This window comes from Microbacterium galbinum, from assembly GCF_023091225.1.
GTDB lineage: Bacteria > Actinomycetota > Actinomycetes > Actinomycetales > Microbacteriaceae > Microbacterium > Microbacterium galbinum.
In genome coordinates, this window is the sequence record NZ_JAHWXM010000001.1 from 178,918 (window position 1) to 199,882 (window position 20,965).

General features: G+C 69.6%; 19 protein-coding genes and 1 tRNA gene. 14 read left to right on the plus strand and 6 right to left on the minus strand.

Annotated elements, in window-relative coordinates; all coding sequences use genetic code 11:
• Positions 1–220 precede the first annotated feature (220 nt).
• Both KZC52_RS00890 and KZC52_RS00895 read left to right on the plus strand, forming a co-directional pair.
• The gene (locus KZC52_RS00890; RefSeq protein ID WP_247622194.1) at positions 221–1,096 is read left to right on the plus strand and encodes an alpha/beta hydrolase; all 876 of its coding nucleotides are present in this window, start codon (positions 221–223) and stop codon (positions 1,094–1,096) included.
• A 5-nt stretch (positions 1,097–1,101) separates the two neighbouring features.
• Complete coding sequence (locus tag KZC52_RS00895) at positions 1,102–1,647, plus strand: AAA family ATPase (protein WP_247622195.1); 546 nt, start codon at positions 1,102–1,104, stop codon at positions 1,645–1,647.
• A 40-nt stretch (positions 1,648–1,687) separates the two neighbouring features.
• On the opposite strand, the gene KZC52_RS00900 is transcribed toward KZC52_RS00895, so the two are convergent.
• Positions 1,688–1,760: transfer RNA gene (locus tag KZC52_RS00900), tRNA-Ala, on the minus strand.
• 155 nt (positions 1,761–1,915) lie between these two features.
• Here KZC52_RS00900 and KZC52_RS00905 point away from each other — a divergent pair.
• Genes KZC52_RS00905 through KZC52_RS00925 form a run of 5 tightly spaced genes read left to right on the plus strand, consistent with a single transcriptional unit; the run spans position 1,916 to position 6,171 of the window.
• Entirely contained in the window at positions 1,916–2,977 is a 1,062-nt protein-coding gene (locus KZC52_RS00905; RefSeq protein WP_247622196.1) for an NAD(P)-binding domain-containing protein, read from the plus strand.
• Positions 2,978–2,981: 4 nt separating this feature from the next.
• Positions 2,982–3,773 (plus strand): hypothetical protein, encoded by a 792-nt coding sequence (locus tag KZC52_RS00910; RefSeq protein ID WP_247622197.1) that lies wholly within the window; start codon positions 2,982–2,984, stop codon positions 3,771–3,773.
• Positions 3,770–4,297: a hypothetical protein gene (locus KZC52_RS00915; RefSeq protein WP_247622198.1), complete on the plus strand. Its 528-nt coding sequence runs from the start codon at positions 3,770–3,772 to the stop codon at positions 4,295–4,297. The genes KZC52_RS00910 and KZC52_RS00915 overlap by 4 nt, the downstream gene beginning before the upstream one ends.
• 10 nt (positions 4,298–4,307) lie before the next feature.
• Positions 4,308–4,961, plus strand: a complete 654-nt coding sequence (locus tag KZC52_RS00920; RefSeq protein WP_247622199.1) for an SDR family oxidoreductase — start codon at positions 4,308–4,310, stop codon at positions 4,959–4,961.
• Between the two features lie 4 nt (positions 4,962–4,965).
• Positions 4,966–6,171: a glycoside hydrolase family 3 N-terminal domain-containing protein gene (locus tag KZC52_RS00925; RefSeq protein WP_247622200.1), complete on the plus strand. Its 1,206-nt coding sequence runs from the start codon at positions 4,966–4,968 to the stop codon at positions 6,169–6,171.
• Between the two features lie 7 nt (positions 6,172–6,178).
• Here the strand turns inward: KZC52_RS00925 and KZC52_RS00930 are convergent, their stop codons facing one another.
• From KZC52_RS00930 to KZC52_RS00940, 3 genes are read right to left on the minus strand one after another with little or no spacing between them, the layout of a single operon-like run.
• On the minus strand, positions 6,179–7,048 hold the full coding sequence (locus KZC52_RS00930) for a 3-methyladenine DNA glycosylase (protein WP_247622201.1): 870 nt from the start codon (positions 7,046–7,048) through the stop codon (positions 6,179–6,181).
• A gap of 1 nt (position 7,049) precedes the next feature.
• The gene (locus KZC52_RS00935; protein WP_247622202.1) at positions 7,050–8,075 is read right to left on the minus strand and encodes an App1 family protein phosphatidate phosphatase; all 1,026 of its coding nucleotides are present in this window, start codon (positions 8,073–8,075) and stop codon (positions 7,050–7,052) included.
• Positions 8,076–8,079: 4 nt separating this feature from the next.
• Positions 8,080–8,751: a DedA family protein gene (locus tag KZC52_RS00940; protein ID WP_247622203.1), complete on the minus strand. Its 672-nt coding sequence runs from the start codon at positions 8,749–8,751 to the stop codon at positions 8,080–8,082.
• Between the two features lie 41 nt (positions 8,752–8,792).
• Between KZC52_RS00940 and KZC52_RS00945 the strand changes: the two genes are divergently transcribed.
• The 5 genes from KZC52_RS00945 (at position 8,793) to holA (ending at position 16,966) form a co-directional block, all read left to right on the plus strand.
• Complete coding sequence (locus KZC52_RS00945) at positions 8,793–10,136, plus strand: anthranilate synthase component I family protein (RefSeq protein WP_247622204.1); 1,344 nt, start codon at positions 8,793–8,795, stop codon at positions 10,134–10,136.
• Positions 10,137–10,161: 25 nt separating this feature from the next.
• Positions 10,162–12,747, plus strand: a complete 2,586-nt coding sequence (leuS, locus tag KZC52_RS00950) for a leucine--tRNA ligase (RefSeq protein WP_247622205.1) — start codon at positions 10,162–10,164, stop codon at positions 12,745–12,747.
• 155 nt (positions 12,748–12,902) lie between these two features.
• A complete protein-coding gene (locus KZC52_RS00955; protein ID WP_247622206.1) occupies positions 12,903–13,586 on the plus strand; it encodes a ComEA family DNA-binding protein in 684 nt (227 codons plus the stop codon).
• On the plus strand, positions 13,583–15,916 hold the full coding sequence (locus KZC52_RS00960; RefSeq protein ID WP_247622207.1) for a ComEC/Rec2 family competence protein: 2,334 nt from the start codon (positions 13,583–13,585) through the stop codon (positions 15,914–15,916). The genes KZC52_RS00955 and KZC52_RS00960 overlap by 4 nt, the downstream gene beginning before the upstream one ends.
• 9 nt (positions 15,917–15,925) lie before the next feature.
• Positions 15,926–16,966 carry a DNA polymerase III subunit delta gene (gene holA, locus KZC52_RS00965; protein WP_247622208.1) on the plus strand — a complete coding sequence of 347 codons (1,041 nt, stop codon included), beginning with the start codon at positions 15,926–15,928 and terminating at the stop codon, positions 16,964–16,966.
• Positions 16,967–17,070: 104 nt separating this feature from the next.
• On the opposite strand, the gene rpsT is transcribed toward holA, so the two are convergent.
• Positions 17,071–17,331: a 30S ribosomal protein S20 gene (gene rpsT / locus KZC52_RS00970; protein WP_247622209.1), complete on the minus strand. Its 261-nt coding sequence runs from the start codon at positions 17,329–17,331 to the stop codon at positions 17,071–17,073.
• 255 nt (positions 17,332–17,586) lie between these two features.
• Here rpsT and KZC52_RS00975 point away from each other — a divergent pair, with 255 nt between their 5' ends.
• Entirely contained in the window at positions 17,587–18,960 is a 1,374-nt protein-coding gene (locus KZC52_RS00975) for a glycoside hydrolase family 1 protein (protein ID WP_247622210.1), read from the plus strand.
• Positions 18,957–20,177, plus strand: coding sequence for an MFS transporter (locus tag KZC52_RS00980; RefSeq protein ID WP_247622211.1), 1,221 nt, complete (start codon positions 18,957–18,959; stop codon positions 20,175–20,177). Before KZC52_RS00975 ends, KZC52_RS00980 begins: the two co-directional genes overlap by 4 nt.
• Here the strand turns inward: KZC52_RS00980 and KZC52_RS00985 are convergent.
• Positions 20,172–20,897: an alpha/beta fold hydrolase gene (locus tag KZC52_RS00985; RefSeq protein WP_247622212.1), complete on the minus strand. Its 726-nt coding sequence runs from the start codon at positions 20,895–20,897 to the stop codon at positions 20,172–20,174. The two genes, KZC52_RS00980 and KZC52_RS00985, sit on opposite strands and share 6 nt — an antisense overlap.
• Positions 20,898–20,965 lie beyond the last annotated feature (68 nt).

Below are 20,965 nucleotides of genomic sequence, written 5' to 3' on the forward strand. Positions count from 1 at the left end.
TGAGACGGCGAGGTATCCGGTCCGGGGGACCCGCATCGACGATAGCGCCGCCGAGTGGCGTGGTCCGACCGGGGCGTGAGAGATCCGTAGCGGGGGGAGCGGCTCGGCGTTCATGGCAGATCCTGCATCGTTGCGAGGGGCATGGTGAGCCAAATCCTACAGGAAACAGGATCTATGCAGACTCTTTCGCGAGGATCGTTCCGTCGCTATCGTGGCGACGATGACATCCGTGATCCCTTTCCGTGAGCTTCCCGTCGACCTCGCCGACGTGCGTTATGCGTACGGTCCCGACAGTCAGCGGAGCGCCCGGACCGCCCCTGGCGAGGTCATCGAGTTCACGATCGACGAGAGCACCGTCTTCCCCGGAACCGTGCGACGATGCTGGATCCACGTGCCGAGCGCGTACGACGGTGAGCGCGATGCGGCACTGATGGTGTTCAACGATGGCTGGTGGTACTTGGATCCCGAGGGGGAGATTCGCGCCGGAACAGTGCTCGACAATCTGATCGAGCACGGGGAGATACCTGTGACCATCAGTCTCTTCATCGACCCCGGGGTCGTGCGCGACTCGGGACACCCGAAGAACCGCAACGTCGAGTACGACGCCTTCGACGGGCGTTACGCGACATTTCTGACGACGGAGGTTCTTCCGATCGTCGAATCGCGCTTCCGGATCTCCGTGGATCCGGGATGGCGCGGGATCTGCGGTGGCAGCTCGGGTGGGAACGCCGCGTTCACGGCCGCTTGGCAGCGGCCCGACGCGTTCTCGCGCGTCATCGCGTTCGTATCGAGCTTCGCCCAGATCCCCGGGGGCAATCCGTTTCCGCATCTGATCGCGACCGAGCCGCGGAGGAACGTGCGGTTCTTCCTTCAGGCGGCCCATCGTGACGACGGATGGGATCAGCCGCAGATGAATCAGCTCGCGGAGAATCTCGAGGTCACGGCCGCGCTTGCACGTGGGGGTTACGACTTCCGGCTCGTGCTGGGTGATGGCGGGCACAGCCCGAACCACGCGGGCGTCCTGCTGCCGGATGCGCTTCGCTGGCTCTGGCGTGATGCGATGCACGGCAGCATCCCTGAGGCGGCTGCGTTGTGACAGACATGCCGGACAAGAGCGGGGGTCTAGCGCGGTTCGGAACGGCAACCACGCGCCTGGTCGTCTTGCGGGGTGACTCGGCGTCGGGAAAGACGACGACGGCGCTGGCGTTACGTCGGCAACTCGGCGGACGCACCGCCCTGATCCATCAGGACTACTTCCGTCGTGAGCTCCTCTCCGACGCCGATCGAGGCTCGGTGTCCGCTGATGCTGCGCCGCTCATCTACGCAGTCGCGCGTGAGTCGATCGACCTCGGCTACGACGTGATCCTCGAAGGAGTGCTGAACCTGCGTGATTACGATTCGATGCTCGATCGGCTACGGCGGGATCACCCCGGCGTCACGCGCTTCTATCAGTTCGATGTGGGGTTCGAGGAGACGGTTCGGCGCCATGAGACGCGCGCGCTTCGAAGCGCGTTCGGCGCTGGCCAAATGCGCGAATGGTATGACGGGTGGGCTCCACTGACCGGGATCGACGAAGAGCGCGTCGGGCCGCACGAGTCGCCGGATGACATCGTCGCGAGGGTTCTCTGCGATCTGAGGGAGGCATGAGAAAAGCCCCGCTATCTCTCGCGGGGCTTCCCATCTTCGGTGGACCTGAGGGGACTCGAACCCCTGACCCCCTGCATGCCATGCAGGTGCGCTACCAGCTGCGCCACAGGCCCAGAATCGCTCCGGACTGACCGGGGCAACTCGAAAAGCGTACTACAGGTCGCGAGCTCAACACCAATCGGCGCGAGCCGCCCGGGCGCGTCGTGATGCGGAACAGGTACGAGAGCCCCGGGGGAACAACGGCGGGTGCCCGCACGTTCACGTCAGCGTGAGCATCCTCGACAGCATCGTGATCGGCGCGGGTCAGGCCGGACTGTCGGCGTCGTACCACCTGACGCGGCTCGGCATCTCGCACGTGGTGCTCGATTCCGACGCCGAGCCGGGCGGAGCCTGGCAGCACCGATGGGATGCCCTGACGATGCGCGACGTGCACGGGGTCGCAGAGCTCCCGGGCGACACTCCGCCCCCGCGTGACGGCCAGCGCGCGAACATCGTCGTCCCCGCCTACTTCGCCGCCTACGAGCGAACCCATGTCCTTCCGATCATCCGCCCCGTCACGGTCGATCGCGTGGACGACGAGGACGGCGTGCTCGTGACACGAGCAGGGGAGCGGGAGTGGCGCTCGCGCACCCTGGTGAACGCGACCGGCACCTGGACGCATCCGTTCCTGCCGCACTACCCGGGCATGGAGACGTTCCTCGGCGAGCAGCTGCACACGATCGATTACCCTGGCCCCGAGCACTTCCGAGGGAAGCGCGTTCTCGTGGTCGGGGGCGGGGCATCCGCTGTCCAGTTCCTCGGCGCGCTCGCCCCGATCACCGACACCCTCTGGGTGACGCGGCGCGAGCCGGTCTGGCGCACCGACGACTTCACGCCCGAGGCGGGCGCGGCTGCAGTCGCACTCGTCGAGCAGCGCGTCGCGCAGGGGCTGCCGCCGCAGAGCGTCGTGAGCGTCACCGGGCTCATGCTCCGCGAACAGGAGCGAGAAGCCGAGCGCCTGGGAGCATACTCTGCACGGCGACCCATGTTCACGCGTATCGAACCCGACGGCGTGCGCTGGGCCGACGGATCGTTCGAGCGAGTCGACGCGATCCTGTGGGCGACCGGGTTCCGGCCCGCGATCGGTCACCTCGCCCCGCTGCACCTGCGCAGCGCCGCGGGAGGCATCCAGCTCGATCGTGGCGGACGGGGAACGACGGCCGTCGCCGATCCCCGGATCCAGCTCGTGGGTTACGGGCCCTCGGCGAGCACGATCGGGGCGAACCGTGCAGGGCGCTCTGCCGCGACCGGAGTGCGGCGAGCGCTGGCGAACGTTCCCTCGATACGCTGAAGGCATGCTTCGCCTCGCACTGCTGATCGTTTGGTTGCTGCTCACCGCCTGGCTGGTGATCTGGACGGGCGAGGGGCTCTTCGGAATCGATCAGCGGCAGTCGATACTCCCTTTCGGGGGCGACAGCCTCGGTGCCCCGATCATGATCGGCGTGGCCTGGGGGCTTCTCCTCACCTTCGGGGGCGTGATGCTCGGCCCTGCCCGCCGACGACTCGCACGCGCGGGTGACGCACGGATCGGTATCGGACGCATCGTCGAGGTCGAGACCACGGGAACGACCATCAACGACGTGCCTCAGTACGACATCTTCCTCCGCGTGACCCCGACCGATGGCGACGACTTCGTGGCACAGCTGCGCACCCTCGTGCCGCTCGCCGACGTGGGGGCGCTGCAGGTCGGACAACCGTTCGCGGTGCGATACCGGCCCGGCGACCACGACGCCCTCGAACTCGTGGATCCGTCCGATCCGGCGGTGAGCGAGGCGTTGCTGCAATGGCGCATCGACCGCGGACTGATCGACCCGAGCCAGGTGCGGGCGCGCACGACCGGTACGCAGGTTCCGGCATCCGTTCTCGAGATCCGGCCCACCGGGCGCCGTCGTGAAGGCCAGTCCGAACTCGCGCTGCGGGTGCTGCTCGCGCCCGAGGGAGGGGAGACCTGGGAGGCCGACACCACGGTGTTCGTGTATCCGCAGGCGATCCCGCATCTGCAGGTCGGCGCCCCGATCTGGGCGTTCTATCGCCGGGAGGATCCGCAGACCGTGGCCGTGACGATCGAGAAGGAGGCCGGGCGATGAACCCCCTCGACACCCTGTTCTGGCTGCTGAACTTCCCTGCGTCCCACGCCTACGCGATGGTCTTCATCGCCGGCTTCTCGATCCTCGGGCTGTTCGCGATCTCGGCGAAACGCACGAGTCCGGGTGCGGCGCTGCGCCGTGTGCGGGAGCGCGAGGGTCTCCTCCCGGAGGGCGGCGCGACGCGCCGCGACATCGGCGGAACGACCGTGCGCGTGCTGTTCCGCATCCTCGCCTTCGTGATGCTCGCGAACCTCGTCATCGGCATCCTGAGCCTGACCGGTGTGCCGGTCACGCGCGCGTACATCTACGACAACGGCCGCCCGACCGTCGGAACGCTCGACGGCGACTGGGTCACCTTCACCACGGGCGACGGGGTGGAGTACACCCTCGAGAGCAACTTCTTCAGCCCGGCCGTCTTCCCCGATCGCGATGCGTACATACCGGGCGGTCAGGGTGTGGTCGTACGCTACCTTCCGAGCCATCCGCAAGCTTTCGTGATCGACAGCTCTCAGCTGCCGGAGTGAGGAGAATCGCATGTCCCGCATCATCGTCTTCGGAGGGCACGGCCGTATCGCCCTGCTGCTCGCCCCGCTCCTGGTCGCCCGCGGCGACGAGGTGACCGCCGTCATCCGCAACCCCCAGCACATCGCCGACGTCGAAGCCGCGGGCGCGCGTCCGCTCGTGGCCGACATCGAGTCGCTCGATGTCGCGGGGATCGCCGATCTGATCCGCGGTCAGGACGCGGTCGTCTGGTCGGCCGGCGCCGGTGGGGGAGACGCGCAGCGCACCTATGCGGTCGACCGCGATGCCGCGATCCGCTCGATGGACGCGGCCGAGGTCGCGGGAGTCCGCCGCTACGTGATGGTGTCGTGGATCGGCTCGACCGCCGACCACGGCGTGCCCGAGAGCGACGGCTTCTTCGCCTACGCCGATGCGAAGTGGGCGGCCGACGAGCACCTGCGCTCCACCGATCTCGACGGCACGATCCTCGGCCCCGGCACCCTCACGTTCGACGACCCGACCGGTCGCATCGTGCTCGACCCCGAGGGCAAGGGCGAGGTGTCGCGTGCGGATGTCGCCGCGGTCATCGCTGCCGCGCTCGTCGAGCCGTCGACGTTCGGGCGCACCATCCGGTTCGGCAACGGTTCGGCCGACGCCGCCCTGCCCATCGCCGAGGCTTTGAGCTGATCGGATGAGAGCGCTGCGTCGCTGGATGCTCGCGACCGTCGCCGCCCTCGCGGTGGCGGCGGTCGCGGCACCGGCGGCGGCGCAGACGCCATCGGATGATCCGCGGCCGACCGCTCTTCGTCTGCAGACGGATGCCGCGACCCCGGCGGCTCTCGGACCCGCTGCGCGCGCGGAGGCAGAGGTGCGCGGCATGAGCGTCGCCGAGCAGGCGGCGAGCGTCGTGATGGGACACATCCCGGTGGCGGATCCCGCGGCACTCCACGCGTACATGCAGCAGGGACTCGGCGGCTTCATCCTGATGGGCTCGAACATTCCCGCCACCGAGCCGGAACTGCGCGCGCTCACCTCCGCGTTGACGGTCGACGAGTCGCTTCCTCCGCTGATCGCGATCGACCAGGAGGGCGGAATCGTCTCGCGTCTGCCGTCCGACGCGTTCGCGGCATCGACGACTCTGAAGTCCGCGCCGGTGGAGGACACGACGGATGCCTTCACGGCACGGGCCTCACTGGTCGCCCGCGCCGGGGTCAATGTCAACTTCGGCACCGTCGCCGACGTCACCGCGGATTCCGCATCCTTCATCTACGGGCGGGCTCTCGGCACCGACCCGTCGTCGGCCTCGGAGCGCGTCGCGGCGGCGACGACGGCGCAGGAGGAGTTCCTCGCTTCGACCCTCAAGCACTTCCCGGGACACGGAGCGGCGGAGGGGGATTCGCATCACGCGATCCCGACGACGCCGATGTCGAAGGAGCAGTGGCGCACGGCCGACGAGCCCCCGTTCGCCGCCGGGATCGATGCGGGTGCCTCGCTGCTGATGTTCGGACACCTCGCCTACACCGCGGTCGATGCCGCGCCCGCGTCGATGTCGGCCGAGTGGCATCGGATCGCTCGCGAGGAACTCGGGTTCGACGGCGTCATGGTGACCGACGATCTGGGCATGCTGCTCTCGTCGGGCGACCCCGCCTACGCGGATCCGGTGGCGAACGGCGTCGCCGCGATCGCCGCGGGCAACGACCTCGTGCTCATGATCGCGGGGTCCACGCCCGAGACCGCCGGTCGAATGGTCGCGGGACTGGTCGCCGCCGTGGAGTCCGGCGACCTGCCGGCAGAGCGACTCGCCGATGCGGCGACGCGCGTCAGGGAGCTGCGCCTCGAGCTGGCCGCCGACACCGCCGACTGGTCGGTGTGCGAGGACTGCACGCCCGCCGGCTGAACTCGCCTTACGCGGCCGCGGTATCCGCATCGCCGAGCCACGCGTCGAGCAGCGCCGTGCGCAATGCCGCACCGCGGTCGGCGAAGACCCGCTGGCGGCGCACGTAGTCCGCCTTGCCCTCGCTCGTCTCGATCGGCACCGGCTCGACGTTCCAGGCCGAGAGGTCGTAGGGGGCGGCCTGCATGTCGAGCAGACGGATGTCGCGCGCGAGCTCGAACGCATCGAGCAGCAGGTCGCCGGGAACGAGGGGACCGAGCTTGGTCGCCCACTTGTAGAGGTCCATCCCCGCGTGCAGGCAGCCCGGCTGCTCGAACAGCGGCTGCTCCTCGCGCGTGAGCGCCGAGCGGTTGAGGGGCACGGCCTCGGGAGTGAAGAAGCGGAAGGCATCGAAGTGGGTGCAGCGCAGATCGTGCGCCTCGACCACCGCGTCGGTGCCCTCTCGTCCCAGCCGGAGCGGCACGGGATGGCGGTGCTCGTCCGCCTGGTAGACCATGGCCCACTCGTGCAGACCGAAGCAGCCGAACTGTCCGGGCCGTGAAGCGGTGCGGCGCAGCATCCGTTCGACGAGTCCCGCGAGTTCCGGCTTCTCGCGCGCGAAAGCCGGAGCGTCGGGCACGACGCTGCCGGGAGCCGATCCCGCGGCGTACCAACGCCAGCCCGCGCGTTCCGCAGCGTCGGCGAGCTCGACGCCCGCGCCGGGATGCCAGCGACGCACCTGCGCGGGCTTGTACGAGTAGTAGGTGAAGAGGAAGTCCCACACGGGGTGCTTCTCCCCGGCCGCGGCGCGCGAGCGGTGCTCGGCGGTCAGGGCGTCGGCGCGCTCCTGGTGGGCGTGCTCCCGCGCGCGCCAGTCGACCTCGTCCAGGGGGAGGGACATGTCAGTCCAGGATGCCGGCGTCGCCGAGCCGGTCGCGGAGTCCGGCGCCGTCCTCGGCGCTGACCCACGGCACGTCTTCGTCGCCGTGCGGCTCGGCATCCGTGCGCCCACCGGCGAGAACGGCCTCTGCGGGGAGCAGACGACGGATCGCCACGCCGGCGACGGACTCGGGATGCTCCTCGAGGAAGGTCGAGTAGATGGCCTCGTCATGCTGCCCGTCGTCGCCGATGAGCAGCCAGCGCACGTGCGGGAACTCGTCGGCGAGCCGACGCAGGTTGGTGAGCTTGTGCTCACGGCCGCTGCGGAACCAGCGGTCGTGCGTGGGGCCCCAGTCGGTGAGGAGCATGGAACCGGCGGGGAAGAGGTGGCGGCTCAGGAAGCGACGGAGCGTCGGCGCGATGTTCCATGCGCCGGTCGACAGGTACACCATCGGAGCGCCGGGGTGCTGGCGCAGCAACTGGTCGAGGAGCACTCCCATGCCGGGCACGGGGATGCGGGCGTGCTCGTCGAGCACGAAGGAGTTCCAGAACGCGATGAACGGACGCGGCAGAGCGGTCACCATCACGGTGTCGTCGACGTCGGAGACGACCCCGAACGTGGTGGACTCGCCGACGACGAAGGCGGTCGCCTCGACCGGCTCCTGCTCTTCCGTCGACACGCGGAACGTCTGCCATCCGGCGTCGAGATCCGCGTGGATCACGGCGTCCACGACGCCGCCGCGATCGGCGACGACCTGGTGAACCGTGTCGCCGACGTGCACCGAGACCTTCGCGAAGCTCACCGGGATCCCGACGAAGCTTCGCCAGCCGCGGATGCTCGCGAGCTCCCCATCCTTGCCGCGTCGCTGCGGCGGCACGATCAGGACGCGCCCGACGACGCGCACCCAGCCGGGTCCGCCATAGCCCGGGAACGGCACGACCGTCGCGGTGCGACCCCGCTTGCGCGCACGAACTTCACGCCACACATGGAAGCGGTGTTCGAGTCGGGCGAACCAGTGGATCCGGGGCGCCGGGGGTGCGGAAGCCATTGGCTCAGTCTTTCACGTCCGCCTCGGGTTCCGTGTCGTGGGCCTCGAGGTGGCGGGCTTCCGAGCGCTCGAGGAGCTTCTTGCCGAGGTAGACCACGACGAGGAAGACGACGATGATGCCGACGAAGATGTATCCGGCGTAGTGCACGCGATCGACCATCTCGTCGAAGGTCAGCGCGGCGAGAGAGGTGACACTGACGTACGCGACCGCCCAGATCACGCAGGCGGGAGCCGTCCACGCCAGGAAACGCCGGTACGAGTAGGCGCTCATGCCGACCGTGAGGGGCACGAGGGAGTGCAGCACGGGCAGGAATCGCGAGAGGAAGATCGCGATTCCACCGCGGCGTTGCAGATAGCGCTCGGCACGCACCCAGTTCTTCTCGCCGATCCGGCGCCCGAGCCACGACGTGCGGATGCGGGGGCCGAGCCAGCGACCCAGGGCGAAACCGATGCTCTCGCCGATCAGCGCGCCGATGACGACGGCGATCACCATCGCGGTCGCCTCGACCGGACCTCGGACGCCGATCGAGGCCATGATCACGACGGTGTCGCCGGGCACGATGAGTCCGATGAGGACGCTGGTCTCGAGCATGACGGCGACGCCGGCGATGAGAGTGCGGGTGACGGGGTCGATCGAACGGATGAATTCGAACAGCCAGGTCAAGAGGTCATCCACAGCACGAGAATACGGGAGCGGCCAGGTTCTAGGCTGACAAGGTGCCCCATCGTCCACCCGCTCGTCCCCTTTCCGTCTGGGTCGAGCCCATTGACGTCTTCCGTGTTCTCGACGCCTCGTCGCCGGAGGTGTTCTGGCTCGACGCGGGTCCCGATACGGCGAACGGGTGGAGCTTCGTCGGTGTCGGCGAACCGTCGGCGCTGCCCGCTGATGTGGCGCTCGGGGAGGTCCGCGGCGCTCCCGCCGACGGGGGAGCGGCCGACGATGAACGACCGCCGTTCCGCGGCGGATGGGTGGGTTGGCACGACTACGAGACCGGGGCGGCCGCGGCCGGTGCCCCGACCGACGGCGGCGACGCGGATGACCGGGCGTCGTGGATGCGTGTGCGGCGTTTCGCCGCGTTCGACCATGCGCGTCGGCGGGTGTGGGTGCAGACCGAGGGAGACTTCGCCGAGTGGGAGTCCTTCGTCGAGGAGGCGGCGGTCGCGGCATCCGCTCTTCCCGACCTGCCGAAGGCGCCGGTCGCCGGTGTCGTGGCCGAGGCCCGGCACGAACCGGCGGAGTACGCGAGCCTCATCGAGCGCTGCCGTGACCTGATCCGGCAAGGGATCGCGTATCAGCTCTGCCTCACGACGCGCTTCTCGGCTTCCGGTGTCGGCGATGCGGTCGCGGTCTACGCGCGACTGCGCGCCGCGACGCCCGCGCACCACGGAGGTTTCGTTCGGATCCAGGGGCGTGCGCTGCTGAGCGCGAGCCCCGAGCAGTTCCTCCTCGCCGCGGACGGCGTCATCCGCACGCGACCCATCAAGGGCACGCGGCCGCGATCCGCGGATCCGATCGAGGATGCCGCTCTCGCCGCCGAGCTCGCCGTCAACCCCAAGGAACGCGCCGAGAACGTCATGATCGTCGACCTCATGCGCAACGATCTCTCCCGCGTCTGCGTCGCAGGGTCCATCCGCGTGGAGGGGCTGTGGGTCGTGGAGAGCTATCCCGCGGTGCACCAGCTCGTGAGCACGGTCAGCGGCGCGCCGGCGCCCGGTGCGACCGTCGGTTCACTCCTCGACGCCGCATTCCCCGCGGGCAGCATGACCGGGGCCCCGAAGCTCTCGGCCATGACGCGCCTGCACGCGCTCGAAGGCGGCCCGCGCGGGATCTACGCCGGATGCTTCGGGTACATCGGAATCGACGGCGCCGTCGATCTCGCGATGGTCATCCGCAGCATCGTGATCGATGGCGAGCGGGCGACCGTCGGCGCCGGTGGCGGGATCACCTGGGGATCGGATGCCGCGGCCGAGGTCGCCGAGGTCGCGACCAAAGCGCGTGCGCCGCTCGCGGCGCTGGGCGCTGTCCTGCCCGGGGCCTGGGGTTCCGATATCCTGAACTGATCCCGATTTTCCTTTCAGATTGGTCGTGCGTTCGTTGTCTGAGAACCTGTCCACCGCTCCCGCCGAGGACGAGACGTCGTCGGCTCATGCCATCCAGGCCAAGTGGCAGAAGTACTGGGCGGAGAACGAGACGTTCCTCACCGGCGGTGATGACGACACGCGCCCCCGGCGTTACGTGCTCGCGATGTTCCCGTACCCGTCCGGCGACCTGCACATGGGGCACGCCGAGAACTACCTGTACTCCGACATCGTGGCGCGCTTCTGGCGTCACCGCGGGCACAACGTCCTGAACCCGATCGGGTGGGACTCCTTCGGGCTGCCCGCCGAGAACGCGGCGATCCGTCAGGGCGCCGACCCGCGCGAGTGGACGTATCAGAACATCGCGCAGCAGAAGGTCGGATTCCAGGCGTACGGCGTCTCGTTCGACTGGTCGCGCGTGCTGCACACGTCCGACCCCGAGTACTACCGCTGGAACCAGTGGCTGTTCCTGAAGATGCACGAGCGCGGTCTCGCCTACCGCAAGAAGAGCGCCGTCAACTGGTGCCCCAACGACCAGACGGTGCTGGCGAACGAGCAGGTCGTCGACGGTCGCTGCGACCGTTGCGGCTACGAGGTCGTCAAGAAGAAGCTGACGCAGTGGTACTTCCGCATCACCGACTATGCCGATCGTCTGCTCGACGACCTCAACCAGCTCGAGGGCTTCTGGCCGCACAAGGTGCTGCAGATGCAGCGCAACTGGATCGGCCGCTCGGTCGGCGCCGACGTCGACTTCCGTATCGAGGGCCGTGACGAGCCGGTCACCGTGTTCTCGACACGCCCCGACACGCTGCACGGTGCCACGTTCTTCGTCGTCGCGCCCGATTCCGACCTGGCCGCTGAGCTGGCGGCGGATGCTCCGGCCGAGGTGCGCGAGCGCTTCCAGACGTACCTCGAAGGGGTGCAGAAGGAGACCGACATCGCCCGCCAGGCGACGGATCGCCCCAAGACGGGCGTCTTCCTCGAGCGCTACGCGATCAACCCGGTCAACGGCGAGAAGCTGCCGATCTGGGCTGCCGACTACGTACTGGCCGACTACGGTCACGGTGCGGTCATGGCGGTTCCCGCGCACGACCAGCGCGACCTCGACTTCGCCCGCGCGTTCGACCTGCCGGTCAAGGTCGTCGTCGATACGACGGCGCCCATCACGGGAGCGATGCCGGTCATCGAGGTCGACGACGAGGGCGTGCCGATCGACACCGGCGCGCTCGACGACCAGAACCCCGCGTCGACGGGCATCGCGCTCACGGGTGAGGGGCGTCTGATCAACTCGGGCGAGCTCAACGGCCTGTCGAAGCGCAACGCGATCGCCCGCGCGATCGAGCAGCTCGAGGCATCGGGCACCGGTCGCGCCGCGAAGAACTACCGTCTGCGCGACTGGCTGATCTCGCGTCAGCGGTTCTGGGGAACGCCGATCCCGATGCTGCACGCCGAAGACGGCAGCATCATCCCGGTCGCGGAGGACAAGCTGCCGGTTCGTCTGCCGAGCATCGAGGGCCTCGATCTCAAGCCGAAGGGCACCTCGCCCCTGGGCGGTGCCGAGGGCTGGGTGCGCACGGTCGACCCGGCCACCGGTGAGCCCGTGCTGCGCGACCCCGACACGATGGACACCTTCGTCGACAGCTCGTGGTACTTCCTGCGCTTCCTGTCGCCGAACAGCGATCAGGTCGCCTTCGACCCGGCCCAGGCCGCACGATGGGCTCCGGTCGACTCCTACATCGGCGGGGTCGAGCACGCGATCCTGCACCTGCTGTACGCACGCTTCATCACGAAGGTGCTGTTCGACATGGGGCTGATCGACTTCACCGAGCCGTTCTCGAACCTGATCAACCAGGGCATGGTTCTGCTCGACGGCCAGAAGATGTCGAAGAGCAAGGGCAACCTCGTGCTCTTCCAGGAGGAGCTCGACGCGCACGGCGCCGACGCACTGCGCGTGGGCCTGGCGTTCGCGGGGCCCGTGGAAGACGACAAGGACTGGGCCGACGTCTCGACGACGGGTGCCCAGAAGTTCCTGTCGCGGGCGCTGCGCATCGCGCGCGAGGTCTCGAGCCCGGTCGACGTCGTCTTCGACGGTGGTGATGCGGCGCTGCGCCGCACGACGCACAAGCTCCTGTCCGAGGCCCCGGCGCTCGTCGAGCAGACCAAGTTCAACGTGCTCGTCGCCCGCCTGATGGAGCTGGTGAACACCATCCGCAAGACGATCGACAACGGTGCGAACGGTGCTGCCGACCCGGCGGTGCGCGAAGCCACCGAGACCGTCGCCGTGATGCTCGACCTCATCGCCCCGCACACGGCGGAGGAGATGTGGGAGATCCTCGGACACGAGCCCTCCGTGGGTCTCGTCACGTGGCGTTCGGCGAACCCGGCGCTGCTGGTCGAAGACACCATCACCGCCGTCGCGCAGGTCAACGGCAAGGTGCGCGCTCAGCTCGAGGTCTCCGCACGCATCGGCGAGGCGGAGCTCGAAACTCTCGCCCGCGGCGATGAGCGCGTGATCCGAGCGATCGGTGACAAGGAGATCGTCAAGGTCATCGTGCGCGCGCCCAAGATCGTGAGTTTCGTCGTCAAGGGCTGATCCGCTCGCTCGATCGAGACCGCCGTCCGGATGCCGGGCGGCGGTCTCGGCGTTCCGGCGGGTGTGGTTCTGCACGGCGCGCGATCGGTCGGAGTTATCCACTGCGCGCGGAAAGTGGCGCGGAGAGGCGGAATCGGGCGGCCTAGCGTGGGCGGATGCCGCCGACCGAAGCACTTCCCGACGAAGACCTGCCTGTGGATGCTGCGCTCGTGGATCCTCCGTTTGCGCCCCGGCGCCTGCGTCTGAGCATCGGAGCGGCGGTCGTGCTCGCCCTCGTCGTGCTCTCGGTCGCGGTCGGGCTCGGGATACTCCGCGGGCAGGCCGCGCCCGTCGAGACGGTGTCAATCGGAGACGAGTCGATCGGTGCGACCGATGCCGCGGGAGCAACCGCGCCGGGCGGGGAGCTCTACGTGCACGTCCTCGGCGCCGTCGAGAAGCCGGGCCTGTACGTGCTCGCGATCGATGCCCGGATCGTCGACGCCCTCGCTGCGGCCGGCGGCACGACCGAGGAGGCCGACCTCGCCGCGATCAACCTCGCCCGCATCGTGACCGACGGTGAGCAGGTGGTCGTGCCCGTCGTCGGCGCGGGCGCTCTCGTACCGGGTTCCGGGACGACTCCGGGCTCGGGGACGACGACTCCGGGCGACGACCGAATCGACCTGAACTCCGCGGATCAGGCGGCGCTCGAGACCCTTCCGCGCATCGGCCCCGCGCTGGCCGAGCGCATCATCTCGTGGCGCGACGAGAACGGGCGTTTCCAGACCGTCGACGACCTTCTCGCCGTGCCGGGCATCGGCGAGAAGCTGCTCGAGGGTCTGCGCGACGGCGTGCGGGTGTGAGGAGACGCGACCTCCGACTGCTGCCGATCGCCGGGGGAGCATGGGCCACGGGGCTGCTGTGCGTGTTCCTCCCGCAGATCGCGGGCGCGGTGGCTGCCTTCTGCGTGCTGGCCGCTGTCGTCGCCGGGGCAATCGTCGGGCGCTCCCGTGCGCGTGGCGTGGAGCGCGGGGGCCTCATGATCGTGGTGCTCGCGGCGGCGGCCGCGGTGGCGACGACAGCCTGCCTCGCGATGCCGGCACGCGAGGCGGTTCGTGAGCGAGAGGCGTATGCGGTCGACGTGGTCGCGGACGTGTCGTCGTCGGCGTCGGTCGGGAAGGACGGGCGTCTCTGGTTCGAGGCGCAGTCGAGCTCCGTCGGTTCGTCGGACGAGAAGGTGGCGGTCTCGGCGCCGGTGCGCATCGGTATCGAGCCGGACGAGGGCTTCGATCTCGGCGCGACGATCCGAGTGACGGGGCAGATGGAGGCGACGGATGCGGGCGAGCGCGCCACGGTCGTCGTCTTCGCGAGCGAGGCGGAGATCATGCGCCCGGCGTCGGGGGTCTTCGCTGTGGCCGCAGGTGCGCGCAGCGCGTTCATCGAGCGAGCGACGCGCCTGCCCGAGCCGGGTGCCGGGTTGCTGCCCGGTCTCGCCGTCGGTGACACCCGGGCGGTCTCCGACGCTCTGAACGACGACATGCGCACGAGCGGCCTCAGCCACCTCACGGCCGTCTCCGGCGCCAACTGCGCGATCGTGGTCGCGGCGGCGTTCTGGCTCGTGGCCCTGTGCGGGGGTGGGCGCCGTCTGCGGGTCTTCGTCGCCGCACTCGCACTGGCGGGGTTCGTGGTGCTGGTGACCCCCGAACCCAGTGTGATCCGCGCGGCGGTGATGGCCGGGGTCGCGATGCTCACGGTGCTCCTCGGGCGTCCGAGCGCGGGCGCGGGGATGCTCGCGCTGTGCGCGACCGGCATCCTCATCGCCGATCCGTGGCTGGCCGCGACGGCCGGGTTCGCCCTGTCGGTCGCGGCATCGGGAGCGCTCATCCTGCTGGCGCCTCCGCTCGCGCGCGGGCTCGCGCGGTGGATGCCGCAGCCGCTCGCTCTCGCGATCTCGGTGCCCCTCGCCGCTCAACTGGCCTGCGGTCCGATCATCGCGCTGTTCGCCGAGCAGCAGTCCCTGGTGGGGATCGCCGCCAACCTGCTCGCCGCTCCCGCGGCGCCGATCGCGACCGTGATCGGTCTTCTCGCCTGCCTCGCTGCCCCGATCCCGATGCTCGCCGATCTTCTCGCGGCATCCGCCTGGTTGCCGGCCGCGTGGATCTCGGTGACCGCGACGGTGAGCGCGCGATTGCCGCTCGCGCAGGCATCCCTGGTTCCCGGCATCGGCAGTGCCGTGCTCGTCGCGGTGCTCAGCGCCGCCCTGGGGATCATCGTGCGCGGGCGGCGAGGAACGAGCGGGGTCGGCGGCCGCCGAGGCCGGTGGTTCTCCTGGACGTACCGCATCGCGGCGGTGGTGCTCATCGTGGCGCTCTCGCTCGGCGGTGCGCATTTCGCTCTGCAGGGGCCGCTCGCGGCGATGGCGGCGCCATCCGGCTGGTCGATCGCGGCGTGCGACGTGGGGCAGGGGGATGCGCTGCTCGTGCGATCGGAAGGAGAAGTCGCACTGATCGACACCGGTCCGGAGCCGGGCCCGCTCGGCGACTGCCTGCGGTCGCTCGGCATCGACCGCATCGACCTCCTCGTGTTGACGCACTTCGATCTCGATCATGTCGGGGGAGCGGACGCCGTGCGCGGACGGGTCGACGCGGTGCTCCACGGACCCGTCGTCGAGGCGGAGGAACAGTTGATCCTCGACGGGCTGGGGGCCGGTGGTGCGACTGTCACCGAGGCGACAGCGGGGATGCGCGGCACGCTCGGTGCATCGACCTGGCGGGTGCTCTGGCCGCTCCGCGAGTCGGCGGTGTTCCCCTCCGGCAACGACGCGAGTGTCGTGATGGAGGTCTCCGGTGGTGGCGTGCCGCGCTCGCTCTACCTCGGCGACCTGTCGGCCGAAGCGCAGCGGATGCTCGCGCGCAACGCCCGTCTGGCGGGACCCTACGACGTGGTCAAGGTCGCCCATCACGGCAGTGCCGATCAGGATCCCGCGATCTACGAGACGATCCGTCCGGCGATCGCGGTCTTCAGCGCGGGCATCGACAACGACTACGGCCATCCGCGCGCGGAGACGCTCGACCTGCTCACGGCGGTCGGGGCGCACGTGCTGCGCACCGATCGACAGGGACGCATCCTGCTGGGGATCGACGACGACCGGATCGCGGTCTGGACGGAATCCGACGTCGGTGCCCGCGAGTAGGCTGGATCCATGGCAGCTCCGCGATCCTCTTCCCGCACCGCCGCCAAGCCGTCGAAGATCCCCCAGGTCTCCTGGCGAGAACCGCGTCCCGCCCCGCTCGTGCTGGTGTCCGGGCCCGAGGAGATCTGCGCCGAGCGTGCGATCGCCGGCATCCGCGACTATCTGCGCGCGGAGGACCCGGCCCTCGAGGTCAGCGACATCCGGGCCGACGACTACGCACCCGGCACCCTGCTTGCCATGACGTCGCCGTCGCTCTTCGGCGAGCCGCGGCTCGTGAGGGTCTCGGGCGTCGAGCGCTGCTCCGATGCCTTCCTGCAGGAGGCCGTGTCGTACCTCGACCAGCCGCAGGACGGTGCCACCGTGATCCTCCGGCACACCGGAGCCAGCGTGCGCGGTAAGAAGCTTCTCGACGCTCTGCGCGCCGGAACGGGGGAGGGCATCGAGATCGCCTGCCCCGCCATCAAGCGCGACGGTGACCGCGTCGATTTCGCCGCCGGTGAGTTCAAGGCCGCGAAGAAGCGCATCCAGCCCTCGGCGCTGCGGGCGCTCGTCTCGGCCTTCGCCGACGACCTCACCGAGCTCGCCGCCGCTTGCCAGCAGCTCATCGGCGATGTCGAGGGCGATGTGACCGACGACATCGTCACCAAGTACTACGGCGGCCGCGTCGAGGTCTCCGCCTTCGTCGTCGCCGACACGGCGATCGCCGGTCGCTACGGCGAGGCGCTCATCTCGCTGAGGCACGCGCTGTCGTCGGGCGCCGATCCGGTGCCGATGGTGGCGGCCTTCGCGATGAAGCTGCGCACCATGGCGCGTGTCGCGGGAAACCGGGAACCGAGCCGTCAGCTCGCCCAGCGCCTCGGCATGAAGGACTGGCAGGTCGATCGTGCACGACGCGATCTCGCCGGGTGGAACGAGCGCTCGCTCGGGCTCGCGATCCAGGCGACGGCACGGGCTGATGCCGAGGTGAAGGGCGCATCGCGCGACCCGATCTTCGCGCTCGAGCGCATGGTGACGGTCATCGCCACCCGTCGCCCGTTCGGCGAGGAGTAGTCCGCCACTCCGCTCCGTCGCCTCAGGGGAGAAGCCTGCACGCGTCACCGACACGAAGAAGGCCCGCCCCGCGAACGGGACGGGCCTTTCTCAGCGGTGCTGGCTCAGAGAGCGGCGACCGACTTGGCGATGGCCGACTTGCGGTTCGACGCCTGGTTCTTGTGCAGGACACCCTTGCTGACGGCCTTGTCGAGCTTGACGGCGGCCTTCTTGAGGGTGGCCTCGGCGGCTGCCTTGTCGCCTGCGGCGACGGCTGCCTTGGTCTGACGAACGAGGGTCTTGAGCTCGCTCTTCACGGCCTTGTTGCGCTCGTGAGCCTTCTCGTTGGTCTTGTTGCGCTTGATCTGCGACTTGATGTTTGCCACGTGTGGACGCTTTCTGTACAGGAGTGATTCGGAGTGCCGGCAGCAGAAGAGGGCTGCTGCACGACGGTCGTGAGGGAAGAACCCACACGCAAGCCAAGAAGCAACTCTACCAGCAGTCGAGCGGATCACGCGAAACGACGCCTCTCGGGTGGCGTCCGGAGTCCGACACGACGAGCCGATCGCGGAACTCGGTCGCGCGAAACGCGGTACCGGGTGCAGAATCAGGAGCACCCGACACAGACGCCAAGGAGCGACATGAGTTCTGCTTCCCGCGATACCGTTCTGCCCTCAGGTCTCCGCTGGTCCGCGGCGACGTCCGCCATCCAGATCGAAGGCTCTCCCTCCGACGGCGGGGGAGGACGCTCGATCTGGGACGATTTCGTCGATGTGCCGGGTGCGGTGCGAGACGCCTCGACGCCGCAACGCGCGTGCGACAGCTATCGGCATCCGGAGGCGGATGTCGCCCTGGTGGCGGACCTCGGCATCGACCGCTATCGCTTCTCGATTCCGTGGGCGCGGGTGCAGCCGGACGGGCGCGGCCCGGCCAGCACCGCCGCGCTCGATCACTACTCCCGCTTCGTCGATGCCCTGCTCGAGGTCGGCGCGACCCCGTTCCCGACGCTGTACCACTGGGAGATGCCGAGCGCGGTGGAGTCCGACGGCGGCTGGCTCGTCCGCGATACGGCCGAGCGCTTCGCGGACTATGCCGCGATCGTGGCGGATCGGCTCGGCGATCGGGTGACCCACTGGTACACGCTCAACGAACCGGCGATGACCACGCTGCAGGGGTACGGCACCGGGGCGCTCGCCCCCGCACGACCGCTGCTCTTCCACGCCCTGCCGACCGTCCACCATCAGCTCCTGGCGCACGCGTTCGCCGCCGAGGCGCTGCGTTCGCGGGGCGCGACGGCCGTCGGACTCGTCAACAACCACACCCGCGTGCTGCCGCTCACCACATCGCGGGAAGACCTCGTGGCGGCGACCATGTACGACACGCTCCACAACGGGCTGTTCAGCGAACCCCTGCTCGCGGGTGAGTACCCCGACCTCGAGGCGTTCGGCCTGCCGCCGATGCCCGTGCTCGACGGTGAACTCGCGCGCATCGCGGGGTCGATCGACTTCTACGGCATCAACTTCTACAACCCGACGACGGTGACCGCCGCCGATCCGGCGGGACCACTGCCGTTCGAGATCGTGCCGACGCCCGAGGCACCCGTCACCGGTTTCGGCCCGGAGTGGCCGATCGTGCCCGGGGCGCTCCGCGATCTGCTCATCGACCTCCATCGGCGGCATCCGCACATGCCACCGGTGATCATCGGCGAGAACGGCGCCTCGTTCCCCGAGCCCGACGACGCGGTCCGCGTCGACGACGCCGATCGCATCGACTACCTCGCCGATCACATCGCGGCGGTCGGCGAGGCGATGGCCGCGGGCGTTCCCGTCGAGGAGTACACGGTCTGGTCGCTCCTGGACAACTGGGAGTGGGCCGACGGATTCGCCCAGCGCTTCGGCCTCGTGCACGTCGATTTCACCACGGGGGAGCGCACACCCAAGGCTTCGTACGACTGGTACCGCGACGCCATCGCCCGCACGCGCACCGCAGTGGCGATCGAGCGGAGCGTGCAATGACCGCGGCGACGCGGGTCGGCGCGCGATGGATGTCGCTGTTCACCCTCGCCTGGCTCGCCATCTGGACCGTGCAGCTCACGCCCGTGCAGCTCCTCCTGCCGCTGCAGCTCGACACCCCCGAAGACGATTGGATCCGGGGAGTGGTCTCCTCGGGGCTCGTCCTCGGCATCGGCGGACTCGCGGGCATCGTCGCCGGACCGCTCGCCGGGGCGCTGTCGGATCGTGCTCGACCGGGGCGCCCTCGACGGCGTCCGTGGGCGCTGGCGGGGGTGTGGACGACCGCGGCCTTCCTGGTGCTCACCGGTTTCTCCGAGGGGCCCTGGGCGGTCGGCGGGGCGTGGGTCGGTGTATCGATCGGTGTCGCGGTGTCGTCGGCGGCCTTCACCGCGATGATCGCGGACCAACTGCCCACGACCCAGCGGGGCGCGGCATCCGCGGCCGTCGGGTCGAGTCAGGCCGTCGGGATCGTGCTGGGCGTCGGCCTCGTCGTTCTCCTCGGGCTCGACATCGTCTCGGGCTATCTGCTGCTCGCCGCCGTGATCGCGGCGGTCGGCACTGCGGTGGCCCTGCTGCTTCCCGATCCCTCCGCGTCGGAGGCCGTGCGGCCGACGACCCGCGACCGTCGGCCCCTCGCCTCGCTGCGCGATCGCGACTTCGCGTGGATGCTCGCCGGGCGCCTCGTGACCAACGTCGGCAATGCGTTGGGGACCGCGCTGTTCCTCTTCTTCCTGCTGCACGGACTCGGTCAGCCGTCGTCGACGGCGCAGGACAACCTGCTGCTGCTCATCGTCGTCTACACGCTGTTCGTGGTCGCGGCATCCGTTCTCACCGGCATCCTGTCGGACCGCACGGGCGACCGGCGCCGGCTCGCCGTGATCGCCACGGTGGTGCAGGCGGCATCCGGTGTGGCGATCGCGCTCGTGCCGACCTTCGAGATGACGATGGTCGCCGCCGCCCTCATGGGGCTCGGCTACGGCGCGTTCTCGACCGTCGGCCTCGCGTTCGCCGCCGATCTGCTGCCCGATGAGAAGGACCACGCCCGCGATCTCGGCATCGTGAACGTCACGGCCGCTCTCGGCCAGCTGATCGGTCCGGTGCTCGGGGCGGGACTCGTGGCGCTGGTGGGAGGATTCTGGCTCGTCTTCGCCGCCGCCGCGGTGCTGTCACTCGCAGGCGGAGTGCTCACCGGCCTCGCGAGGCAGCTGCAGAGGTCATGAGCTCTCGTTCTCGAGGGTCGCGATCGCGAGCTGCAGCACGGCGTTGAAGACGCGAGGTCGCATCGCCGTGACGAGATGCGTGGTGCGCGGTACCACGATGAGCTCGGCCTGGGGGGCCAGCGAGCAGAAGAGCGCCTCGTGGCGGCGCAGCTGGTCGTACTGGCCGTTGACGAACCAGAGCGGCAGTCGGATGCGGGCGACCGCCGCGGCGAGGTCGAGCGCCGCGAGGCTGCCCAGGGCGATGTCCTGCGCGTCGAGCGCGTAGCCGCCTGCGCCGAAGTCTTCGCGAGTATCCGGGGGGATCGTCGCGTCGAGCACACGATCCGAGAGCCAGCGTCCGCGGTCGGGTAGTGAATCCATCGCGCGCGCGAGCCAGCGATAGGCGGCGAGCCCGGCACCGACGGGCAACGCGGTGCACGACGCCGCGACGAGGCCCGCGACCGGTGTCGTCTCCCCGCCTCCGGTGTAGGCGAGAGACAGGATTCCGCCCATGGAGTGCCCGACCAGCAGCACCGGTCCGCGCGTCGCCGCATCGCGGACAGCGGCATCGATCGTGTGCAGGGCCTCGTGGAGCGTGAAGTCCTCGGCGATGCGCGTGCCGTGCCCCGGCAGGTCGACCGCGGTGTGCGCGTACCCCCGCGCGTCGAGGAACGCCTGTTGCGAACGCCACATGGTGGCCGACGTGCGGATGCCGTGCACGAAGACGATCTGGACGCTCACGCTCTCAGCCTAGGTGCGCAGCCCGCGCACCGCACGAGAAAGCGGGGCCGGTGGAAGACCACCGACCC